The sequence below is a fragment of the Corallococcus exercitus genome (assembly GCF_042231735.1).
In the GTDB taxonomy this organism is placed as follows: Bacteria; Myxococcota; Myxococcia; order Myxococcales; family Myxococcaceae; genus Corallococcus; species Corallococcus exercitus_B.
Window position 1 is genome coordinate 1728279 of record NZ_CP102577.1, and the last position, 19786, is coordinate 1748064.

The 19786-nt window shown below is 69.7% G+C and carries 23 protein-coding genes and 1 riboswitch; of the genes, 14 read left to right on the top strand and 9 right to left on the bottom strand.

Annotated features, from left to right (window positions below; translation table 11 throughout):
• Positions 1 to 74 precede the first annotated feature (74 nt).
• The 3 genes from NR792_RS06465 (at position 75) to NR792_RS06475 (ending at position 2365) form a co-directional block, all read left to right on the top strand.
• A complete protein-coding gene (locus NR792_RS06465; protein WP_375759188.1) occupies positions 75 to 740 on the top strand; it encodes a TetR/AcrR family transcriptional regulator in 666 nt (221 codons plus the stop codon).
• 64 nt (positions 741 to 804) lie between these two features.
• Positions 805 to 2187, top strand: coding sequence for a P1 family peptidase (locus NR792_RS06470; protein ID WP_375759189.1), 1383 nt, complete (start codon positions 805 to 807; stop codon positions 2185 to 2187).
• A 55-nt stretch (positions 2188 to 2242) separates the two neighbouring features.
• Entirely contained in the window at positions 2243 to 2365 is a 123-nt protein-coding gene (locus NR792_RS06475; protein WP_014396669.1) for a hypothetical protein, read from the top strand.
• A 34-nt stretch (positions 2366 to 2399) separates the two neighbouring features.
• Here the strand turns inward: NR792_RS06475 and NR792_RS06480 are convergent, their stop codons facing one another.
• On the bottom strand, positions 2400 to 2906 hold the full coding sequence (locus NR792_RS06480; RefSeq protein WP_375759190.1) for a hypothetical protein: 507 nt from the start codon (positions 2904 to 2906) through the stop codon (positions 2400 to 2402).
• A 93-nt stretch (positions 2907 to 2999) separates the two neighbouring features.
• Between NR792_RS06480 and NR792_RS06485 the strand changes: the two genes are divergently transcribed.
• The 3 genes from NR792_RS06485 (at position 3000) to NR792_RS06495 (ending at position 7140) form a co-directional block, all read left to right on the top strand.
• Complete coding sequence (locus tag NR792_RS06485) at positions 3000 to 4151, top strand: AI-2E family transporter (RefSeq protein WP_375759191.1); 1152 nt, start codon at positions 3000 to 3002, stop codon at positions 4149 to 4151.
• A 48-nt stretch (positions 4152 to 4199) separates the two neighbouring features.
• A complete protein-coding gene (locus tag NR792_RS06490) occupies positions 4200 to 5240 on the top strand; it encodes a hypothetical protein (RefSeq protein ID WP_375759192.1) in 1041 nt (346 codons plus the stop codon).
• Positions 5241 to 5382: 142 nt separating this feature from the next.
• Entirely contained in the window at positions 5383 to 7140 is a 1758-nt protein-coding gene (locus NR792_RS06495; RefSeq protein ID WP_375759193.1) for a CotH kinase family protein, read from the top strand.
• 45 nt (positions 7141 to 7185) lie between these two features.
• Here the strand turns inward: NR792_RS06495 and NR792_RS06500 are convergent, their stop codons facing one another.
• Positions 7186 to 7953, bottom strand: coding sequence for a polysaccharide lyase (locus tag NR792_RS06500; RefSeq protein WP_375759194.1), 768 nt, complete (start codon positions 7951 to 7953; stop codon positions 7186 to 7188).
• Between the two features lie 115 nt (positions 7954 to 8068).
• On the opposite strand from NR792_RS06500, the gene NR792_RS06505 reads away from it, so the two are divergent.
• The 6 genes from NR792_RS06505 (at position 8069) to NR792_RS06530 (ending at position 12856) form a co-directional block, all read left to right on the top strand.
• Positions 8069 to 8830, top strand: coding sequence for a dienelactone hydrolase family protein (locus tag NR792_RS06505; RefSeq protein ID WP_375759195.1), 762 nt, complete (start codon positions 8069 to 8071; stop codon positions 8828 to 8830).
• A gap of 169 nt (positions 8831 to 8999) precedes the next feature.
• Positions 9000 to 10232: a DUF2380 domain-containing protein gene (locus NR792_RS06510; protein ID WP_375759196.1), complete on the top strand. Its 1233-nt coding sequence runs from the start codon at positions 9000 to 9002 to the stop codon at positions 10230 to 10232.
• Positions 10229 to 10699 carry an NUDIX hydrolase gene (locus NR792_RS06515; RefSeq protein ID WP_375759197.1) on the top strand — a complete coding sequence of 157 codons (471 nt, stop codon included), beginning with the start codon at positions 10229 to 10231 and terminating at the stop codon, positions 10697 to 10699. The genes NR792_RS06510 and NR792_RS06515 overlap by 4 nt, the downstream gene beginning before the upstream one ends.
• Positions 10700 to 10760: 61 nt before the next feature.
• A riboswitch (guanidine-III (ykkC-III) riboswitch) is annotated at positions 10761 to 10830 on the top strand.
• A gap of 17 nt (positions 10831 to 10847) precedes the next feature.
• The gene (gene sugE / locus NR792_RS06520; RefSeq protein WP_375759198.1) at positions 10848 to 11177 is read left to right on the top strand and encodes a quaternary ammonium compound efflux SMR transporter SugE; all 330 of its coding nucleotides are present in this window, start codon (positions 10848 to 10850) and stop codon (positions 11175 to 11177) included.
• Positions 11178 to 11276: 99 nt separating this feature from the next.
• Positions 11277 to 12038, top strand: a complete 762-nt coding sequence (locus NR792_RS06525; RefSeq protein ID WP_375759199.1) for a class I SAM-dependent methyltransferase — start codon at positions 11277 to 11279, stop codon at positions 12036 to 12038.
• A gap of 83 nt (positions 12039 to 12121) precedes the next feature.
• Positions 12122 to 12856 carry a glutathione S-transferase gene (locus NR792_RS06530; RefSeq protein ID WP_375759200.1) on the top strand — a complete coding sequence of 245 codons (735 nt, stop codon included), beginning with the start codon at positions 12122 to 12124 and terminating at the stop codon, positions 12854 to 12856.
• On the opposite strand, the gene NR792_RS06535 is transcribed toward NR792_RS06530, so the two are convergent.
• From NR792_RS06535 to NR792_RS06545, 3 genes are read right to left on the bottom strand one after another with little or no spacing between them, the layout of a single operon-like run.
• On the bottom strand, positions 12820 to 13116 hold the full coding sequence (locus NR792_RS06535; RefSeq protein WP_375759201.1) for a Carotenogenesis protein CarS: 297 nt from the start codon (positions 13114 to 13116) through the stop codon (positions 12820 to 12822). The genes NR792_RS06530 and NR792_RS06535 overlap by 37 nt on opposite strands.
• Positions 13113 to 13772: an NrsF family protein gene (locus NR792_RS06540; protein WP_375759202.1), complete on the bottom strand. Its 660-nt coding sequence runs from the start codon at positions 13770 to 13772 to the stop codon at positions 13113 to 13115. Before NR792_RS06540 ends, NR792_RS06535 begins: the two co-directional genes overlap by 4 nt.
• Positions 13769 to 14311: an RNA polymerase sigma factor gene (locus NR792_RS06545; RefSeq protein ID WP_375761579.1), complete on the bottom strand. Its 543-nt coding sequence runs from the start codon at positions 14309 to 14311 to the stop codon at positions 13769 to 13771. The genes NR792_RS06540 and NR792_RS06545 overlap by 4 nt, the downstream gene beginning before the upstream one ends.
• A 188-nt stretch (positions 14312 to 14499) precedes the next feature.
• Between NR792_RS06545 and NR792_RS06550 the strand changes: the two genes are divergently transcribed.
• Together NR792_RS06550 and NR792_RS06555 are read left to right on the top strand one after the other, a co-directional pair.
• Positions 14500 to 15036, top strand: coding sequence for a DUF2378 family protein (locus NR792_RS06550; RefSeq protein ID WP_375759203.1), 537 nt, complete (start codon positions 14500 to 14502; stop codon positions 15034 to 15036).
• Between the two features lie 75 nt (positions 15037 to 15111).
• On the top strand, positions 15112 to 15600 hold the full coding sequence (locus NR792_RS06555; RefSeq protein WP_375759204.1) for a peptidylprolyl isomerase: 489 nt from the start codon (positions 15112 to 15114) through the stop codon (positions 15598 to 15600).
• Here the strand turns inward: NR792_RS06555 and NR792_RS06560 are convergent.
• The 4 genes from NR792_RS06560 to NR792_RS06575 form a co-directional block, all read right to left on the bottom strand.
• Complete coding sequence (locus NR792_RS06560) at positions 15594 to 16868, bottom strand: DEAD/DEAH box helicase (RefSeq protein WP_375759205.1); 1275 nt, start codon at positions 16866 to 16868, stop codon at positions 15594 to 15596. The two genes, NR792_RS06555 and NR792_RS06560, sit on opposite strands and share 7 nt — an antisense overlap.
• A 97-nt stretch (positions 16869 to 16965) precedes the next feature.
• On the bottom strand, positions 16966 to 17820 hold the full coding sequence (gene fghA / locus NR792_RS06565) for an S-formylglutathione hydrolase (RefSeq protein ID WP_375759206.1): 855 nt from the start codon (positions 17818 to 17820) through the stop codon (positions 16966 to 16968).
• Positions 17817 to 18929, bottom strand: coding sequence for an S-(hydroxymethyl)glutathione dehydrogenase/class III alcohol dehydrogenase (locus NR792_RS06570; RefSeq protein WP_375759207.1), 1113 nt, complete (start codon positions 18927 to 18929; stop codon positions 17817 to 17819). Before NR792_RS06570 ends, fghA begins: the two co-directional genes overlap by 4 nt.
• A gap of 100 nt (positions 18930 to 19029) precedes the next feature.
• Entirely contained in the window at positions 19030 to 19773 is a 744-nt protein-coding gene (locus NR792_RS06575) for a response regulator (RefSeq protein WP_375759208.1), read from the bottom strand.
• Positions 19774 to 19786 lie beyond the last annotated feature (13 nt).

A 19786-nucleotide genomic window follows, 5' to 3' on the forward strand; every position in this document is an offset into this window, starting at 1 on the left:
TGACGCTGGCAACTTCGGCCCGTGGGTGGTCAAGTCGCGCGGGCGACAGAAGGGCGCATGAGGAGGCACGGACGGTGGCGACGAAGGGCAAGCGCAAGCAGGCGGAGGCGGCTCCCGCGGAGAAGGACAAGGGCCGCTACCACCATGGAGACCTGCGCCAGGCGCTGGTGGACGCGGCGGTGGCGCTCATCGCCGAGGAGGGCTTCGGCGCGCTGACGCTGCGGGAGGTGGCCCGGCGGGCGGGCGTCACCCACGCGGCGCCCTACCGGCACTTCGCGGACAAGGAAGCGCTGCTGGAAGCCGTCGCGCACGAGGGCTTCCGCGCCATGGCGCGCGAGATGCGCGAGCGCATGGCCCCGGTGACCGGCCCCCTGGAGCGGCTGTACGCGGCGGGCGAGGCCTACGTGCTGTTCGCGGTGCGCCACCCGCCGCACTTCCGCGTGATGTTCGGCCCGCACTTCACCCGGCCCCTCTCACCGCCGCCGGAGCCGGAAGGAGAGCAGGGCGCCTTCTCGCTGCTGGTGAGCAGCATCGAGGCCGGACAGGCGGCGGGCCTCCTGCGGGGAGGGGAGTCGCGGCCCCTCACGCTCACCGCGTGGTCGCTCGTACACGGGCTCGCCTCGCTGTTCGTGGACCGGCAGCTGGGCGAGTCCCCGCAGGGCGTGGAGGCCGCGGAGGCGCTCGCCCGCGTGCAGACGCGGCTGCTCGTCGAGGGGCTCAGGCCGCCCGCGCGCGACTGAAGTGAGCGACAGTCGGTAGGGAAACAGGGTTGACCGTCGGAGTTTGTCGGGTACGGTCGGCGCCATGGTGCGGATACCGGAAGAGAATGGGCCGAGGGTCCGGGCGCGGGAGCTGGGGCTGCCGCTGGGGCGCTTCAAGCCGGGCAAGTACAACGCCATCACCGACGTGGAGGGCGTGCTGGTGGGCCACACCACGCTCATCGAGGGCTCGGGGCCGCTGCGGCCCGGCTACGGTCCGGTGCGCACGGGCGTCACGGCCATCCTGCCCAACCTGGGCAACATCTTCATGGAACGCATGAGCGGAGGCGGCTTCGTGCTCAACGGCGCGGGCGAGGTCTCCGGCATGACGCAGCTCATGGAGTGGGGCCTCGTCGAGACGCCCATCCTCCTCACCAACACCATGGCCGTGGGCGCCGTGTCCGACGGCGTGGCCAACTACCTCGTCGAGCGCTACCCGGGCATCGGTGACGAGCACGACGTCATCATCCCCGTGGTGGGCGAGTGCGACGACTCGTGGCTCAACGACATCTCCGGCCGCCACGTGCGCCAGGAGCACGTCTTCGCCGCCATCAACAACGCGAAGTCCGGCCCGGTGCAGGAGGGCAACGTCGGCGGCGGCACCGGCATGGTGACGTGCGACTTCAAGGGCGGCATCGGCACGTCGTCGCGCAAGCTGCCGGAGGTGCTGGGCGGCTACACGCTGGGCGTGCTCGTCATGTCCAACTTCGGGAAGATGCACAACCTGCGCGTGGGCGGCCTGCCGGTGGGCGAGGTGCTGGTGGAGAAGTTCAAGAACACCCCCCACCGCGGCAAGTCCTACGGCTCCATCATCGCGGTGGTCGCCACGGACGCGCCGCTGCTGAGCCATCAGATCAACCGCCTCTGCAAGCGCGTGGGCCTGGGCATCGGCCGGGTGGGCAGCTACGCGGCGCACGGCTCCGGTGAGATCGTGGTGGGCTTCTCCACCGCGAACATCATCCCCAGGCGCACCCAGAAGATGGTCTACAAGATGAAGATCCTCCTGGATCAGCGCCTGGACCCCCTCTACGAGGCCGTGATGGAGGCCACGGAGGAGGCCATCCTCAACGCCATGTGCATGGCGGAGCCCATGACGGGGGTGAACGACAACTACTCACCCGCGCTGCCCCTGGACGAGGTCCGCCGCTTCGTGGACGCCTGCCGCCCCATCTTCGCCTCGGTGAAGAAGCGCCCCCACCAGACGAGCGTGCCCGCCTCCAAGGAGCGCCCCACCGACGAGGACCGGGAGGGGGACGTGACCCTGGGGGCGGCCCAGCCCACCCGGGTCCGCAGCGCGGAGGGGATTCCCTTCCCGACCCGGCCCGCCCCCAACGAGCCCCCCGTGGACGGGGTGCCCGGGCCCGCGCCGGAGGCAGGCTCGGCGCCTCCCCGAGAGGACCCCGAGGGTTCCTCTTCCGGGAGCCCGTAGGCTTCTGATAGGTAAGCCCCCCTTTGCTCCATTCCGGAGACCAGGAGCCACCCACATGGCCAACAGCAAGAGCAAGCACCGCCGCGTGCAGATGAAGATCCGTCAGCACTGGAAGAAGCGGATCAAGAAGCAGAAGGAAGCCGCCAAGGCCGCCGCCGCCGAAGGCAAGAAGAAGTAGTTTCGCCCTGGCGCCGCTCCCGGCGGCCCTGGCTTTACTGCCGGGTCGCCGTGAAGGGGCGCGTCACGGTGCATCTCAGGGCGCTGGTCCCCTGGATGCGCGAGTATTGGCCGGAGAAGGTCCCGGACAGGCTGCCACCGCCGCCGTCCTCGGGGCCCCCGGTGAAGGCCGCGGTGAGGCTGAGGAAGGTGCTCACCCCACCGTCGCTGCTGGGCGGCGGCGTACCGGTCAGGATCAGATCGCCTGACGCATACACCTGGCCCGTCAGCGCCACCCCCGTCAGCGAACCCGTGAGGATGCCGCCGTCGGCGCGCTGGATGGCCAGCGCCTCTCCGTCCGCCACGGCCTGCACGTTCAGGTTCACGCACTCGGCGGGCAGGCCCGCGTCGCCCTGGAACGCCAGCGGATAGGTGCCCTCCACGGGGGCGCACGCGTCGCCGCAGTCCACGGCTTCCCCGTCCTTGCAGGAGGGCACGAGCAGCAGCAAGGCCCCGGACACGACGGCGGCAGCCGCCAGGGGGGCGAAACGTCCAGTAGTCATGGGTGGCCTCTTGGGAGGAGGAAGCACGGGCTTCCTGGTGGGAATAACCGTTCCTACGTTGCGCGCAGCGGGTCTGGGGGACGGGGTGGGGCGGTGACGGCGGGCGATTCCAAGCGGTGGTCGAATTTCATCTTCGCGGGGCTCTTCGCCGTCGCGTTGATTCTCTTTTCACGCATCTTGCTGCCGTTCCTGATGCCGGTGCTGCTGGGCGGCTTCCTGGTCGTCCTGTTCATGCCCATCCGGGACTCCTTGGACCGGCGGCTCCAGGGCCGCAAGTCCCTGGCGGCCGGACTGTCCACCCTCGCGGTGTTCCTGCTGATTCTCGCGCCGCTGGCGCTGGTGGGCTGGATGGTGGCCCGCGAGGTGCTCCAGTTCGTGGGCCAGGCGCAGGACCTGTTGGATCAGGTGGACCTGCGCCACCACTTCCTCAACAGCCTGCCCCGGGGCCTCTCGCGCTACGTGCACTTCGATCCGGAGAGCTCGGAGACGGAGCGCCTGCTGATGACGGCGGTGTCGGGCGGCGCGGGGCTGCTCGCGGACCTGGTCGGCGCCGGCACGGAGCTGCTCGTCAACATGTTCCTGATGACGGTGGCCATGTACTACTTCTTCCTGGACGGCCGTCGGCTGGTGAACGAGGTGGCCCGGCTCATTCCGCTGGAGCGCCGCTACTTCGACGCCTTCACCCACGAGTTCACGGACGTCGCGTACGCCATCATCTACGGCAACACCGTCACCGCGCTGGTGCAGGGCGCGGTGGGCTTCGTGGGGCTGCTCATCGCGGGCGTGCCGCACGCCGGGGTGTGGGGCGCGGCCATGGTGCTGGTGGCGCTGGTGCCGGTGGGTGGCACCGCGCTCGTGTGGGGGCCCATCGGCGTCATCCTCATCGCGGCCAACCGGGTGAGCGAGGGCGTCTTCCTGCTGGCGTGGGGCACGTTCCTGGTGGGCAGCATCGACAACGTCATCCGCCCCCGGCTGTGCGGCTCGCGCATGGCGCTGCACCCGCTGCTCGTCTTCCTGTCCATGTTCGGCGGGCTGGCGGTGTTCGGGATGATGGGCCTGCTGGTGGGCCCGCTCATCGCGTCCATCTTCATGGCCATGGTGCGCATCTACCGGCGTGACTTCCTCGGGCGCACGCAGGAATCGCAGCCTGCGCCCGTGGTGTCCGAGGATTCCTCGCCTTCGCTCTCTCCGCAGCCCGCGCCGGTGCCTTCGGCGGCGACCGTGGGTCACGTGATGAACGCCTGAGCACCGAGCCTGGACTTCGCCCCGGCGCTGGGTGAACCTGCCCGGCGCATGACGACCACCCGAAGCGCGAGGGTCCCCTCGGGACTGCTGCGGACCCTGGCCCTCGTCGGAGCCCTGGCGGCTCCGGCCGCGGCGGCCTCTGACGCCCTGAAGCCGCCGGCCTTCCACGGCACGCGTGAGGCTCCGGCGTGGCTGTCGCTGCGGCTGGGCGGCGCGACTCCGGGCAGCCATGGGAAGTCGAAAGCCGAGCCGGAGGTGGGTGAGCCCACCTGGGTGCGGCTCAACCTGTCCCTCACCGCGACGTGGCGGCGCTACTGCGCGAGGCCCGGCGTGGAGAGCTGCGGCGAGTACGACCGGCTGCCGGAAGAGGATCAGCTCGGGGACACGTCCGACTTCACCTCGTCGTATCCGTACCTGGGGCTGGCGCTGGAGGCGGAGGTGCTGCCCCTGGCGCGCAACACGTCGTCCGTGCTGCGCGGACTGGGCCTCAAGCTGGGGGCGCAGCGGGCCTTCTCCAGCTCCGACGTGACGCTCACCGGAGATGGCGGCCAGACGCCGGTGCGCGAGGTGTCCGCCACCGACACGGCCTTCACCGCGCAGGCGCTGTATCGCTTCTACTTCCGCTTCGGCACGACGCGGCCTCAGCAGGGCTACGTGGGCGCCAGGGCCGGCATCCAGACGCGCGCGTTCGACGTGGAGACCTCCGCGGACAACCCGCTGTCCGGCACGCACCGCGTGTTCCCGTCCGTGGCGTTGGACCTGTCCGTGCCGCTGTTCGCCTCGGTGCGGCTGGGCGCGTCGGGCGGACTGCTGCTGTCGCCCAAGCCGGGGCACTCGCCGGACGCGGACGGAGGACGGCGGGCGCTGGAGGTCCGCGACTTCGGCACGTCCGTGTCCAGCTTCGGCTGGAGCGCGGAGCTGGGCGTGACGGGGGACATCTGGGGGCCGTTCGGCTACGACGTGGCCTGGCGGCTGGCGCACTTCAAGGATCGCTTCTCCGGGGCCGGCACGCTCACCGGTTGGGATGACGGGGGAGCGGCCGAGGAGACGTACTCCAGCCTGCACGTCGGCGTGATCGCGACGTACTGAGCTTCTTGCGTGTCGGACGTGTAACACCCCCCCGGAGCACGGGTGTCTGGACCCGGGCGGGATGCCTACCCCTTGCCTCCACGGCTTGATGCGGGCCGCGATGCAAGGGGGACGGTTCTCGGTGCGAGCAAGGCAAGGGTGGATGCGGGGACTGGCGGGGCTGGCGTGCCTCGCCCTGGTGGCGTGCGGCGGGGGTGACACCCAGGGCCCCACCACCGGCACTCCTTCCGATACGGCCTATGACGACGCGGACGGGCTGCCACGGCCCGACGCGGGCACGGTGGATGGGGGCACGCAGGCTCCGCCCGACGCGGGCACGGGCTCGCAGACCGACGCGGGCACCGGGTCCCCGGATGCGGGAGGGACGGACGCGGGCACCGCGCCGCTGACCTGCGCGCCCACGGCGGGCGACCCGCGCTGGGTGCTGGAGGGCGAGGCCTTCAGCGCGAAGGTGACGTGCGCGACGGGGTACACGGCCGCCGGCTTGCGCTTCGGGGTGAAGAACCTGCCCGCGGGCGCGACGTTCGACGAGTCCACCGCCACGCTGAGCTGGAAGCCCGCGCTCAACCAGGGCGCGGTGTGGATGCTCGCGCTGGAGGAGCGCACCACCGGCGAGACGGGCACGCTCAAGGTGGGCGTGGCCAACAACGACCACGCGCCGGGCAAGGTCGACATCGTCGACCCCGTGGCCTACACGGAGGAGTACGGGCTGCCCGTGGTGCACCTGTTCTTCCCCCCGGATCCGGGCCTGACGTCCGGCTTCTACCGGCCCGCGGAGGTGGTGTACCGGGGCCGCCGCTACACCATCGAGGCGAAGTACCGCGGGGCCACCTCCAGCGTGTTCCCCAAGCGCAGCCTGACGCTCAAGTTCGCGGAGGACGACCTGTTCTCCGAGCCCGTCTTCGGCGACGGCTTCAAGGACCGCAAGCGCGTGGTGCTGATCACCACGTTCAATGACAACTCGTACCTGCGCTCGCGGCTGGCGTTCGACCTGTGGAACAAGCTGTCCCCCAACGCCGTGCGCATCCGCACCTTCAGCGTGGTGGTGTACGCGAACAACAAGTTCCGCGGGCTCTACACGGCGGCGGACCACGTGGACAAGCGGCTGATGGAGCGCAACGGCATCGACGACGACTCGGACCTCTTCAAGGCCGACACCGCGGACGCCAACTTCTCCCGCCTGACGCGCAACGGGCAGACGAAGGCGAACCTCCACGTCGGCTTCGTGAAGGACGAAGGCACGCCGGACGAGAAGCAGCCCCACGCCTACGACACGCTGCACGACTTCGTCGCGTGGGTGGCGGACTCCAGCGCGGACGGCTTCCGCCAGGGGTTCGGCACGAAGCTGAAGGCGCGCGACTACGAGGACTGGTGGATCTTCAACACGCTCATCCAGGGCAATGACTCGCAGGCGAAGAACGCCTACCACGCGTTTGATCCGAAGACGGGCGGCCCCTGGCGCTACATCCCGTGGGACCTGGACGCGAGCTTCGGGCAGAACTTCGACACCACGCGCACCAGCGCCACGGCGCGGCCCACGTACGCGTCCGACAACCTGCTCTTCAAGCGGATGCTGGCGGAGCCCACCATCGCGGGTCCCCTGCGCGAGCGCTACCGCCAGGCCCTGAAGAACGAGGTGAGCGAGGCCACGGTGCAGGCGATGATTGACGGCTACGTGCGGGAGCTGGGGCCCAACGCGCAGCGCGACGAGGCGCGGTGGGGGGAGGAGTACCGCAACTTCGCGAAGCCGAGCACGGGGCCGGACGTGAACGAGGGGGGCTACGGCAACTTCCCGGACTGGCACCTGCGCCAGGACTTCAAGACCCACGCGGAGGAGGTGGAGTACATCCGGCAGTGGGTGCACACGCGGTGGAGCGCGTTCCAGTCACAGCTGCCGTGAGGTTGGCGGCGCGGCGGGGGGAGGACCTCGCCGCGCCGGCCGGGACTACCACTGCGCAGGGTCGGCGTCGGCGAACGTCGTGCCGGCGGCGATTTCGTCGAACCAGATGCTGCGGGTGGGCTGGCTGCCCTGCATGTACCCGCTGTCGTGCCAGCCGTTGGCGTAGAGGCCCACGCGGAACTGGAGGTACCGGTCATCCGCCACGGTGGTGGCCAGGTTGAACTGCTCCAGGACCTTCACGCCGTCGAACCACAGCTTGATGAAGCCGGTGTTGTCGCTGGCCCACTTCACCTGCATGACGACCTTGTGCCACTCGCCCGCGCTGACGGTGGCCAGGTTGCGGAAGGTGAGGGTCTTCTGGTCGCAGACGGTGCCGTACTTCACGCGCGTCGTCAGCTGGTTGCCGGACAGCCACACCATGGTGGTGGGCATGTGGCCGTCGCAGCCCGTGTCGGAGAAGTTCGCGATGAACTGCGCGATGTTGAAGGACTGCGGCTGGAACTGCCAGTCCTGCTGCAGCCGGAACATGAAGCCGTAGAAGCCCGTGTCGCCCCGGCGGTACACGTTGTGCTTCACGACTTCCGAGTGGTAGCGCTCGGTGTAGTTCGGGTCGTAGACCTGCGTGGCCTTGATGGCGGTGGAGCCCTCGTAGGTGACGTTGGTCACCTGCTGCAGCGCACCGTTGTGCTCCACGTTGAGCGAGTTCCAGCCCGTGAGCGTTCCGGTGTTGCGGAAGATCTCCGCCGCCTGCGCGCCCAGCCCCAGCGCGAACAGCGACACGCCAGCGGCGACGGCGAAATGCTTGGACTGCATTGGAACAGCCTCCACTGAAAATCTACGGTTTTGTTGCTATTTCTAGTTTTTCTAGCTTAGCAGGTTCGTGCCTCGTTTGTCTTGTTAGAGTGACGCCTCCCTTCCAGGAGGCTCCATGACGGCGATGCGTCGGCTGTTGACGTTGTGCTTGGGCTGGATGTTGTTCTCCGCGCAGGCGGCACTGGCGGCCCAGGGGGAGATCCTGGCCCGGCCGTACGGCACGGTGCCGGGGATGAACTACGGGTTCTGGGAGTACCTGCCGCTGGGGTACGACGACGCGCCCACGGAGGAGTTCCCGCTGGTGGTCCTGCTGCACGGGACGGGGGAGGCGGGCAACGGCAGCGCCGCGGCCCTGGAGAAGATCATGAACCTGAACGCGCCGCCGCGGCTCATCCGCAACGGGCGCGACTTCCCGTTCATCCTCATCGCGCCGCAGCGGTTCAACGCCTTCATCCAGGTGCCGGAGATCGACGCCATCATCGAGTACGCGAAGGTGCACTACCGCGTGGATCCGAGGCGCATCTACCTCACAGGCATCTCCGCGGGCGCCATCCAGACCTGGGCCTACGCGGCCCAGCACTACGCGAAGCTGGCGGCGGTGCTGCCCATCGCGGGCAACGGCAATGGTCTGAACCTCTGCCCCATGGCGGCGGCGGGGCTGCCGGTGTGGGCCTTCCACGGCCTGGCGGACGGCACGGTGTCGCCGTACGGCTCCATTGATCCGGTGAACCGGATGAACAACACCTGCTCGCCCGCGGCGAACCCCGCGGCGCTGCTCACGCTCTATCCCGGCGTGGGGCACGACTCGTGGGGCCGGACGTATGACGGCTCGGCGGGACATGACGTCTACGCGTGGCTCTTGAGCCACAGCCTCTGATTCCCGTTTGATGGACAGGCGCTGGCTGCTGGCTGTCGTGCTGCTGTCCCTGGGGTGTGCCTCCGGGCCACCCCTGCATGGGCGAGGGCGAGAGCTGCATCAGGGCTCGCGCGTGAGCGCGGGGCTCAGGTGGCAGGACCGCTCCGGGGGAGGGGAGACGGCTCCCCCATTGGAGTTCCGAGCGGTCCGGGATGCCATCCAGGAGGTGACGGACTCACTGGATGGCATCGTCCGGGGGCTCGCCAGGCTGGAGGACCGGGACGCGGGCATCGGAGGGCACGGTGGTGTCTTCACGCGCTACCTCGAACATGGCTCGGGGCAGGTGGCCCGGATCCGCGGCCTGCTCAAGGACGCTGCGTTGCTCGAGGAGGCTTCGGAGGCGGTGACGGACGCGGAGCTGGCGCAGGGGCTCCTCCGGATGTCGGGCCAGCGAATCGAAGCCGCCCTGGGCAGCGCGATGCTGCTGGCCGCGTGGCTCGACTTCCTCCAACTCGCGGATGCCGTGCTTGAGCAGTGCCCGTTCTACAGCGTGGAGCAGCTGTTCGTGGACCTGGGCCGCGTGCAGGAGCGGATGGAGCCCAGCTTCACACGGTTGCAGTCGCTGGAGCCGGCGCAGGTGGAGGCCGCGTCGGTCGCGATGCCTGGACAGATGGGCGCCCTCACGCGCGAGTTCCAGTCCCTTCGCGAGCGCGTCCGGGCTTCGGCGGAGCTGGGTGGGAAGGTCGTGGCGGCGGCACGGTTCCTGGAAATGATCACGCTGGTGTCGTCGCTGAAGGCGTCCCTGCCACGGCTGCCGCCCGCGGCCCCCGCGACGGTCGGCGTGGGGCTCGTGATGGGATCGGGCGGCGTGATGATGGGCTCGCGGATCGTCGTCTCCGCGGAGTGGGTGGAGCGGATGCGCGCGCTCGTCCAGGCGGGCGTCATCTCCGCGCCGGTGGTCAGCGCGGCGGTCCGCATCCAGGCGGGCCAGGTGCTGATGGCGCAGGGGAGTCAGGACCTGCCGAAGGGCGTCCGCGAGGCGCTCGGAGAAGGGCCGGAGGTCCGTGGCATGCGCGAGACCGGCAGGGCAGGGGCCGGCATGGTGGATGCGCCGAGGCACCACGTGATGCCGCGTGAGCACCGGGAGTGGTTCGAGAAGCGCGGCTTCAAAGGGGCGATGGACATCGACCAGTTCTGCGTCCGCCTGGAGCGCTCGCATCATGAGGCCATTCACGGCGGCGGTGATTGGCGAATGGGACGCACGTGGCCTGGTGAATGGAATCAGGCAGTCATGAAGGCGCTTCGTGACGCCGAGCTCAGATCGGGCTCGAGGTTGACCCGGAATGAGGTCCTGGCCATCGTGGCGAGGCGCATGAAGCTCTACGACATCCCCATGAACTTCGTCCGAGGGAGCAGGCGATGACCGACGGACGTTCCTGGAACGGCGACTGGAAGGTCCGCATCCGTGAGCGGCTTCAGGAGCGCGGTTTCAAGTCACTCACTGCGTTCGCCGAGTCACGCCCCGCCGTGCCGTTCGTGGAACTGGCGGAGGAGCTTGGGAAGGACGATGTCGCGGGCGTCCAGATTCTACGCGGACTGCTCGCCGAAGCAGAGCAGCGCAAACAAGTCACGCGATTCGTGCGCGATGTGCTGGTGCGCCATCTTGCCGAAATCCTCCCGGATGGATGGCCTGCCAAAATGGACAGGAGCAACCGTTTCCTGGTCGCACAGGCGATTGCCTTCTGGGCCACCGACACACCTGAAACCCATGCGGCCCGTGTCGAACAGGCAGGCGATGCCCTCGTCGACATGCCAGTCCCGCCAGGCTGGCGTCCCCTCGGTCCCGACGACGAACTCCTCCTCACGTTGCTGCCGGACGAAGAGGCCTGAGCGACCCGGCCAAAGGGATGGCGCATCGCCACTGACGCGGTTAGGTTGCGCGTCGCGTGCGGAAGCCCCGGGGTGGGGCATCCGAGCCCGGACGAGGTGCGCCGTACCCGGTCACGACAAGACGACGCCTGAACGGGAGTCGTGCGTCATGACGTCGTCGTGGATCCTCCTCATTGTCGCCGGGCTGCTGGAAGTCTGCTGGACCATCGGGCTCAAGTACACGCAGGGCTTCTCCCGGCCGCTCCCCAGCGTGCTCACGGTGGGGGCCATGATCGCGAGCATGGGACTCCTGGGCCTCGCGGTGAAGCAGCTCCCCATCGGCACGGCCTACGCGGTCTGGGTGGGCATTGGCGCGTTCGGCGCGGCGATCGCGGGCATGGTGCTCTTCCATGAGCCCGCCACGCCCTCGCGCCTGTTCTTCCTGGCCCTGCTGATCGTCGCCATCATGGGGCTGAAGTTCACCAGCGGAACGCACTAGCCACCCGCCCGCACCGGAAGATCCGCCGATCTTTCCCGAAGCGCCGCCCTCCATCCCGAGGGCGGCGCCTTCCTATCGTGTGCCGCCAGGAGGAAGGCGATGGCGGACACGCGGGAAGAGATGATGGAGCGCTTGCTGGACGACGCGGGAGTCCGTGAGGGCATGCGCGTGCTGGATGTCGGCTGCGCTTTCGGTGCCCTCACGTTCCTCGTCGCGAGGCGGGTGGGTAGCACAGGGCAGGTGGTGGGCCTGGATCGCAACCCCCAGCTGCTGGCCATGGCTCGGGAGAAGGCCCGGGAACAGGGCCTGTCGAATGTCACCTTCATCGAAGCGGACCTGGCCGCGGTGCCGCCCGAGCTGGGCCTGTTCGACGCAGTCACCGGACGGCGCGTGCTCATGTACCAGCCCGACGCGGTGGCGGCCCTGCGGGGACTCGTCAGGGCCGTGAAGCCCGGCGGGCTCGTGGTCTTCCAGGAGAACGACGCGTCCATCGGTCCGGTGAGCCTGCCGCCGCTGCCGCTCCACATCCGCGTGAGCGAGTGGATGTGGCACACCGTGGAGCGTGAGGGCGCGGACCTCCATATGGGCTTCCACCTGGCCCCCGCGATGGAGCAGGCCGGCCTCTCGGTGGAGCACGTCCGCGCCGAAGCCACCCTGCAGACGCCGAAGGTGCACCACGCGGTGGGCCCCATCCTGCGCGCCATGCTCCCGCGCATCGTGCGGCACGGCATCGCAACGGAGGAGGAGATGGGCATCGACACCATCGACGCACGCCTCCTCGAGGAGCGAACGAAGGCGAACACGACCTACATGGGTGAGATGGTCTTCGGCGCCTGGGCGCGCCGGACCGTGGGGGAGTGAACCCTCCTCGCGGATGGGTTTCCGGAGTGCGCATCCCTCAGGCACAGGATGCGCACCGGTTCCCATCACGCGAGGTGACGGCGATGAGCGACGAGAAGTTCGAGCTGTACTACTGGCCCGGCATCCCCGGCCGCGGCGAGTTCGTGCGGCTGGTGCTGGAAGAGGCGGGCGCGGACTGGGTGGACGTGGGCCTGCAATCGGGCGCGAAGGCTGTCACGGACCTGCTCGGCAAGGGCCCCGTGCCCGCGTACGCGCCGCCCGTGCTCAAGGTGGGCGACGTCGTCTTCTCCCAGGCCGCCAACATCTGCTCATACCTGGGTGAGCGCTTCGGCCTCGTCCCCTCGGACGAGGCGTCGCGGCTGCACGCCCGTCAATTCCAGCTCACCGTCGCGGACGTGGTCGCGGAAGCGCACGACACGCACCATCCCATCGCCGTGATGAAGTACTACGACGAGCAGAAGGACGCCGCGAAGCAGCGCGCCGAGGACTTCCGCACCCAGCGCATCCCGAAGTTCCTGGGCTACTTCGAACGCGTGCTGAAGGCGAACCCACGCGGCGGCGGGAAGTACCTCCTGGGCAGCGACTTCACCTACCCGGAGCTGGCGCTGTTCCAGCTGGTGGACGGCCTGCGGTATGCCTTTCCCAACGCCATGCGCCGCATCGCTCCGGAAGTGCCCGGCGTGATGGCGCTGCATCAGCGCATCCGGGAGCGGCCCCGCATCGCCGCGTACAAGCAGTCAGCGCGCGCCCAGCCCTTCAACAAACAGGGCATCTTCCGCCACTACCCGGAGCTGGACGACCCGAACGCGACGAAGTGACCCTGGGGCACCTCGACGATCTCCCGGGCGAAGAACAGGTCCTCGCCCACGCCGGCCACGCGCACCTGGATGAGCGGATCCGCCGGGTACTGCGAGGGCGGATCGTCGAACACCAGCGCCACGACGACGCCCACGCGGCCCAGGAAGCGCTCCGAGAGGACGTCGTCCGGTTCGGTGCGGACCACCATCACCGCCGCGCCAATGCGCACCGGTGCGCCGTCCACGTCTTCCGTCGAGATGAGCGAGGGGTCGTGCTTCATGGTGCGTAGGTCCGGGGTTTGAGTCGTTTCGACAGCGCCCAGGTCGTGAGCGTCAGCAGCGCCCACGCCCCCAGGTGATAGGTGGCCACGTGTCCGGGGCCCTGTTCACACGCCAGCTCACCCACGAACGCGCCCACCGTCCCCACCGCCAGCCCTGCCACCGCCGCGCGCAGCGGGTCGAACGCCGCCGACCGCAGCGCCACCACCGCCACCACCAGGGGCACCAGCGCCAGCGCCACATGGCTCACCGTGCACACCCACTCGGGGAGGGTGGAGGGGCCCCGCGGGGCTGCCCGCGTCAGCACCAGCAGCGCGGAGCTCAAGAGCGCCATGCCCACGCCCACCCAACGCAGCTGGCGTCCGCGCGGGGACAGCGCCCCCCACGAGCACACCGCCCCCGTGGACAGGAGCATCGCCAGCATCGGCGCGCGGCCCGTCAGCATCGCGCCCGTGAGGCGCCCCACCGCCAGGAACACGCCCGCCACCGCGAGCGCCAGGCCCGCGGACGCCGCGAACAGCCCCACCGCCTGCGCACGCCAGCGCCGCACCGGCCGCTTCAGCGCCAGCTCCGCGCGCGACGCCGCCAGCGCGCGCTCCATCGCCCGGGGATCCAGGCGGGGAGGGGAGGACCGCCAGGGGTCCGGAGGAGGGCTCATGACACGTCCTCCAGGCCGCCCAGCAGCTCACGCAGCTTCTCGTAGCCCCGGTGCGCCCGCAGCCGGGCCGCGCCCGCGCGGATGCCTCGCATCTCGGCGATCTCCTCGAAGGACCAGCCCTCCAGCTTGCTCAGCACCACCGCCTCGCGTTGCTCGACGGGCAGTTGCTGGAGGGCGTCCTCGATGCGCCGGCGCATGGCGGGGTCGCCGTCCGGCGCGGGCACCGCCGTGGGCCCTTCCGGCGGAGCGTGCGCGTGCGCGTCCACGTGCTGCTGGTGCCGCAGCGCGTCCCGGGCCGCGTTCGCCGCGATGGTGAGCAGCCAGGGGGTGAAGCGCGTGCCCCGCTCGTAGCGGCCCCGGGCTCGGATGACGGACAGGAAGGTCGTCTGCATGAGGTCCTCCGCCAGCGGTCCGTCCCTCACCATGCGGGCGAGGAAGCCGTGCACACGCCCGGCATGCCGGGCGAACAGCGCCTCGAACGCCGGGTGGTCTCCCTGACAGAACTGGTCCATGAGCGCTTCGTCCGTGACGCCTTCCATCGTCTGGCTCACGGACGGCCCTGCTCGGAAATCGTTTCCGGGGACGGACGATTGGCTCCCCGGCCGCTCCAAGGGCTTGAAACCACAAGTCCTGAACGTGACATCGCCAGGGGGCTCGCTTCCACGACCCGAAAGGATAGTGTCGCGCGCCTTACCGGTTTCAACGCGTTTCCCCAATTCGAGCGCCCATGTCCCCGGCCGAGGTCGTCATCCAGTCCACGCTGTTCGAATCGCTCCTGCGTTGCGTGCGATTGGACTCGTCGTTGCGCGAGCGCATGGCGGCGGCGGGCTACGACCCGGACCGCCCCCGGGCCAGCTATCCGGCGTCGGTATTCCTGCGCTGCCAGAACCTGGTGCTGCAGGCCGCCTACGCGGGCCGGCCGCCGCAGGAAGCGCTGCGGCAGATGGGCCGGGACCTGGTGCGCGGCTACTTCGAGACGCTGGTGGGCAAGGTGGTGAACGTGGCCCTGAAGGTCGCGGGCCCGGAGCGCGCCATGAAGCGGGTGGCGCTGAGCTTCCGCTCGGTGATGGAGCCGGTGGAGATCACCTCCCTGGAGTTGGGGCCCAGGGACTGGCGGGTGACATTCCAGGGCTACCCCTTCCCGGCGGAGGCCGCCGCGGGGTGCTGCGAGGAGGCCCTGCGTCAGGCCGGAGCCGCGAACGCCAACGCGGTGCTGGAGAACGACGACGGCCACGGCCGTTTCGAGCTGCGCATGCGTTGGTAGGACGACCGTGTGCACGCGGTAACGGTGAGCATCATCCTTCCACCGCGACATGACTGAATGCGCTATGAGGGCCCCATGAAAATCGGCAAGGACAGTGTTGTCGCCATTGACTACAAGCTGCACCTCGGCGACGGGAAGATCGTGGACGAGAGCGAGGCAGGCGATCCGCTCGTCTACCTGCACGGTTACGAAGAGATCGTCCCCGGCCTGGAGAAGGCCCTGGAGGGCAAGTCCGCGGGCGAGTCGCTGAAGACGGTCGTCTCCGCGGCGGACGGCTACGGCGACTACGACCCGGAAGGCGTCGAGGAGGTCCCCCGGACGGAGTTCCCCGAGGACCTGGAGATCAAGGCCGGCGGCATCCTGAGCGCCACGGACCCGGAAGGTGACGAGGTCGACTTCCTGGTCAAGGAAGTGCGCAAGGACACGGTGCTGGTGGACTTCAACCACCCGTTCGCCGGCAAGGAGCTGCACTTCGAGGTCACCATCAAGGAAGTGCGCGCCGCCACGCCCGAGGAGCTCGAGCACGGCCACGCGCACGGCCCCGGTGAGGACCACGATCACTGACCGCTGGGGCCCTTCGGCCGGCCCTTGCCGTGCGTCCGGGCATGCCGCCCGGGCGCCGCGCCTTCGGGCCGCTTGGAGCGTCCATGGTCTGCCTGGCGCGGCCCCGGGTCGCGCTGCTTCGCCAGCCATGCCTCCATCTCCCGCTTGAAGAGCGGGTCCTTGCGAGGCACCTCCGTGCGGGGAAGCTCCTGGCGGATGATGCGCTCGATGTCCTGGAGCGTGCGGCGCTCCGCTTCCAGCGCGAAGAGTGACGCCCGTCCACTGGCCGCCGCGCGAGCGGTACGGCCGATGCGGTGCACGTAGTCCTCCGGCCCGTGCGGCACGTCCAGGCTGATGACGTGCCCGATGTCATCCACGTCCAGTCCGCGCGCCGCCAGGTCGGTGGCCACGAGGCAGCGGTACTGCCCCCGGCGGAAGCCCTCCAACGCCTGACGCCGCTGGGCCTGCGTGCGGCCCGCGTGCAGGGCGGCGGACTTGTGGCCCGCGGCGGCGAGCAATTCCTTCATCTTGTCCGCGCGCTGCTGGGTGCGCACGAACACGAGCGCGCTGGCCTGGTCCTGCGCGAGGAGCGTGAGCAGCAAGGGCCACTTCTCCTCGGGCTTCACGATGTAGAGGTGCTGTTCGGCGCGGGGCGCGGGCGTCCCGCTGGGCGTCACCTCCACGCGCACGGGCTTGCGCAGCGCGCGCTGGCCGAAGCGCGTCACGTCCGCGCCCAGGGTGGCGGAGAACAGCAGCGTCTGGCGCTCGCGAGGCAGCGCGTGGAGGATCTGGTTGATCTGCGGCAGGAAGCCCATGTCGAGCATCCGGTCCGCTTCATCCAGCACCAGCGTCTGGATGCGCGACAGGTTCACGGCCTTCACGCCCAGGAGGTCCACGAGCCGGCCCGGCGTGGCGACGATGAGGGTGGGGCGCTCGCGCAGCGCTTCGACCTGCGCGTTCATGTCCTCGCCGCCGACGATGAGCGTGGGCAGGACGCGCAAGGCTTCGCCGAAGAAGCGGGCCTGTTCGGTCACCTGCTGCGCCAGCTCGCGCGTGGGGGTGAGGATGAGGCCCAGCGTGCCGCGCTCGCCCGCGAAGCGCTCAATCATGGGGAGCAGGTAGGCGGCCGTCTTGCCGGTGCCGGTGGCCGCGCAGCCGATGACGTCGCGGCCGGACAGCGCGGGCGGGATGGCCTGCGCCTGGATGGGCGTGGGAGCGCCGAAGCGGGCACGCTTCACGGCGCCCAGCGTTTCGGGGGACAGGCCCAGGGACTTGAAGGAAGCACTCATGCCCCCACGCCTCCCACGTTTTGGGCCACAGAGGGAAGGGGATTGAGGGGCAGGGGGGGTGCCCCGGGCAGTGGAGGCCCGGGGCACGAGACGCGCCTCAGCCCGCGTTCAGCGCCGCGCCGTGGTGGCGCAGGTGGTCTTCCATGAACGTGGAGACGAAGTAGTAGCCGTGGTCGTAGCCCTCCTGCATGCGCAGGGTGAGGGGCTGGCCCGCCGCCTCGCAGGCTTCCTTGAGGAAGTGCGGGTGCAGCTGATCCGGCAGGAACTTGTCCTTCGTCCCCTGGTCCACCAGCAGCGCCGGCACGCGCCGGCCCGCCTTCAGGAGCTCCGTGGCGTCGTACTCGCGCCACGTCTGCTCATCCGGCCCCAGGTAGCCGCCAAAGGCCTTCTTGCCCCAGGGGCTGCGGATGGGAGCCCCGATGGGCGCGAACGCGGACACGGACTTGTACCGGCCCGGGTTCCGGAGCGCCGTCACCAGCGCGCCGTGCCCGCCCATGGAGTGCCCGAAGATGCCCTCGCGGTCCATGCGCGCGGGGAAGTGCGCGCCGATGATGCCGGGCAGCTCCTGCGTGATGTACGTGCCCATGCGGTAGCGCGCCTTCCAGGGCTCCTGCGTGGCGTCCAGGTAGAAGCCCGCGCCGGTGCCGAAGTCCCAGTCCGCGTCCTCGCCCGGGATGCCCGCGCCGCGAGGACTGGTGTCCGGCGCCACGAGCATCAGCCCCAGCTCCGCAGCCACGCGCTGTGCGCCGCCCTTGATGACGAACGTCTCCTCCGTGCAGGTGAGGCCCGCCAGGTAGTACAGCACCGGCACCTTGCCGTGCTTCGCCTGGGGCGGCGTGTAGACGCTGAAGCGCATCTCACCGCCGCAGGCCTCGGACGGGTGCTTCCAGAAGGACTGCGTCCCCCCGAAGCACGCGTGCTCGCTGACGAGCGTGGGCGTCACGGCGCTCATCCGTACTTCACCACGCTGCGGATGGACTTGCCCTCGTGCATCAGGTCGAAGCCGTGGTTGATCTCCTCCAGCTTCAGCGTGTGGGTGATGAGCGGGTCCACCTGGATCTTCCCGTCCATGTACCAGTCCACGATCTTCGGCACGTCCGTGCGGCCGCGAGCCCCGCCGAACGCGCTGCCCTTCCACACGCGGCCGGTGACGAGTTGGAACGGCCGGGTGCTGATCTCCTGCCCCGCGCCCGCCACGCCGATGATGATGCTCTCGCCCCAGCCGCGGTGGCAGCACTCCAGGGCCTGGCGCATCGTCTTCACGTTGCCGATGCACTCGAAGCTGTAGTCCGCGCCGCCGCCGGTGAGGTTCACGAGGTAGGGGACGAGGTCGCCCTCCACTTCCTTCGGGTTCACGAAGTGCGTCATCCCGAACTTCTCCGCGATCTCCTTGCGAGCGGGGTTCAGGTCCACGCCGACGATCATGTCCGCGCCCACCATGCGCGCGGCCTGCACGACGTTCAGGCCGATGCCGCCCAGGCCGAAGACGACGACCTTCGCGCCGGCCTCCACCTTCGCGGTGTAGACGACGGCGCCCACGCCCGTGGTGACGCCGCAGCCGATGTAGCAGACCTTGTCGAAGGGGGCGTCCTCGCGGATCTTCGCCACGGCGATCTCCGGCAGCACCGTGTAGTTCGCGAACGTGGAGCAGCCCATGTAGTGGTGGATGGCCTGCTTGCCCAGGCGGAAGCGGCTGGTGCCATCCGGCATCAGGCCCTTGCCCTGCGTGGCGCGGATGGCCGTGCACAGGTTCGTCTTCTGGGACAGGCACGACTTACAGCCGCGGCACTCCGGCGTGTAGAGCGGGATGACGTGGTCGCCCTTCTTCACGCTGGTGACGCCCGGGCCCACGTCCACGACGATGCCCGCGCCCTCGTGGCCGAAGATGGCGGGGAACAGGCCCTCCGGGTCCGCGCCGGAGCGGGTGAACTCGTCGGTGTGGCACAGGCCGGTGGCCTTCAACTCGATCAGCACCTCGCCCGCCTTGGGGCCCTCCAGGTGCACGGTTTCGATGCTCAGGGGCTTGCCGGCCTCGAAGGCAACGGCGGCGCGGACGTCCATGGTGGGGCTCCTGTGAGTAGGGAAGGAAGACTCCCCACTGTAGAGGCCATGCACCGCGTCGTCCGTGAAAAGAAGCGGCCCGACCCATCAGGGCCCGCTACTAGACGGAGATGAGGCCCTTGCGGATGCCCTCGGTGACGGCCTCCACGCGGTTCGTCACTTCGAGTTTCCGGTAGATGTGCTCCAGGTGCGTGCGGATGGTCGCCTTGGAGAGCGACAGCAGCCGGGCCGCCTCGCTGTTGGACACGCCCTTGGCGATGAGCTGGAGGATCTCCCGCTCCCGGTCCGACAGCGGCTTGAGCAGCGGCTCTTGCGCGGACGCCTCCGCGGCGGCGGACTCCGCGGCGGCCGGCGCCACGGGCAGCGGCTCGGTGGGCACGGGCGCGGTGTCCGGCTCCACGCGGAAGTGGCGCAGGAGGCGCCGCGCGAGGTTCGGCTGGATGACCGTGCCGCCCGCGCGCACCTCCTTGATGGCCTCCACGATCTTGTCCACCGTCGCGCCCTTGAGCAGGTAGCCGGACGCGCCCGCCTTCACGGCCTCCAGGACTTTGTCCTCCTCGTCGAAGATGGTGAAGATCAGGATCTCCACCTTCGGGAAGCGCGCCTTCACCTCGCGCGTCACGTCGATGCCGCTCATGCGCGGCAGCCCCAGGTCCAGGAGCAGCACGTCCGGCTGATCGCGCTCCACCTCCGCCAGCGCGGCCTCACCGGACAGGGCGGTGCCCACGATCTCGATGTCCGGGTGGCCCTCGAAGAGGCGCAGCTGGTTCTTCAAGATCTTGGTCTGGTCCTCCACGACGAACACGCGGATGGGGAGGGGGGCGGCGCTGGAAGTCGGGTCCACGGGGCGGATCTCC

What these genes read in the sequence shown, in the direction of transcription:
- NR792_RS06470 (WP_375759189.1), top strand. Translation starts at nt 805, where the DNA reads ATGGTGCGGATACCGGAAGAGAATGGGCCGAGGGTCCGGGCGCGGGAG.
- NR792_RS06475 (WP_014396669.1), top strand. Translation starts at nt 2,243, where the DNA reads ATGGCCAACAGCAAGAGCAAGCACCGCCGCGTGCAGATGAAGATCCGT.
- NR792_RS06480 (WP_375759190.1), bottom strand. Translation starts at nt 2,906, where the DNA reads ATGACTACTGGACGTTTCGCCCCCCTGGCGGCTGCCGCCGTCGTGTCC.
- NR792_RS06490 (WP_375759192.1), top strand. Translation starts at nt 4,200, where the DNA reads ATGACGACCACCCGAAGCGCGAGGGTCCCCTCGGGACTGCTGCGGACC.
- NR792_RS06495 (WP_375759193.1), top strand. Translation starts at nt 5,383, where the DNA reads ATGCGGGGACTGGCGGGGCTGGCGTGCCTCGCCCTGGTGGCGTGCGGC.
- NR792_RS06500 (WP_375759194.1), bottom strand. Translation starts at nt 7,953, where the DNA reads ATGCAGTCCAAGCATTTCGCCGTCGCCGCTGGCGTGTCGCTGTTCGCG.
- NR792_RS06505 (WP_375759195.1), top strand. Translation starts at nt 8,069, where the DNA reads ATGACGGCGATGCGTCGGCTGTTGACGTTGTGCTTGGGCTGGATGTTG.
- NR792_RS06515 (WP_375759197.1), top strand. Translation starts at nt 10,229, where the DNA reads ATGACCGACGGACGTTCCTGGAACGGCGACTGGAAGGTCCGCATCCGT.
- sugE (WP_375759198.1), top strand. Translation starts at nt 10,848, where the DNA reads ATGACGTCGTCGTGGATCCTCCTCATTGTCGCCGGGCTGCTGGAAGTC.
- NR792_RS06525 (WP_375759199.1), top strand. Translation starts at nt 11,277, where the DNA reads ATGGCGGACACGCGGGAAGAGATGATGGAGCGCTTGCTGGACGACGCG.
- NR792_RS06530 (WP_375759200.1), top strand. Translation starts at nt 12,122, where the DNA reads ATGAGCGACGAGAAGTTCGAGCTGTACTACTGGCCCGGCATCCCCGGC.
- NR792_RS06535 (WP_375759201.1), bottom strand. Translation starts at nt 13,116, where the DNA reads ATGAAGCACGACCCCTCGCTCATCTCGACGGAAGACGTGGACGGCGCA.
- NR792_RS06540 (WP_375759202.1), bottom strand. Translation starts at nt 13,772, where the DNA reads ATGAGCCCTCCTCCGGACCCCTGGCGGTCCTCCCCTCCCCGCCTGGAT.
- NR792_RS06545 (WP_375761579.1), bottom strand. Translation starts at nt 14,311, where the DNA reads ATGGAAGGCGTCACGGACGAAGCGCTCATGGACCAGTTCTGTCAGGGA.
- NR792_RS06550 (WP_375759203.1), top strand. Translation starts at nt 14,500, where the DNA reads ATGTCCCCGGCCGAGGTCGTCATCCAGTCCACGCTGTTCGAATCGCTC.
- NR792_RS06555 (WP_375759204.1), top strand. Translation starts at nt 15,112, where the DNA reads ATGAAAATCGGCAAGGACAGTGTTGTCGCCATTGACTACAAGCTGCAC.
- NR792_RS06560 (WP_375759205.1), bottom strand. Translation starts at nt 16,868, where the DNA reads ATGAGTGCTTCCTTCAAGTCCCTGGGCCTGTCCCCCGAAACGCTGGGC.
- fghA (WP_375759206.1), bottom strand. Translation starts at nt 17,820, where the DNA reads ATGAGCGCCGTGACGCCCACGCTCGTCAGCGAGCACGCGTGCTTCGGG.
- NR792_RS06570 (WP_375759207.1), bottom strand. Translation starts at nt 18,929, where the DNA reads ATGGACGTCCGCGCCGCCGTTGCCTTCGAGGCCGGCAAGCCCCTGAGC.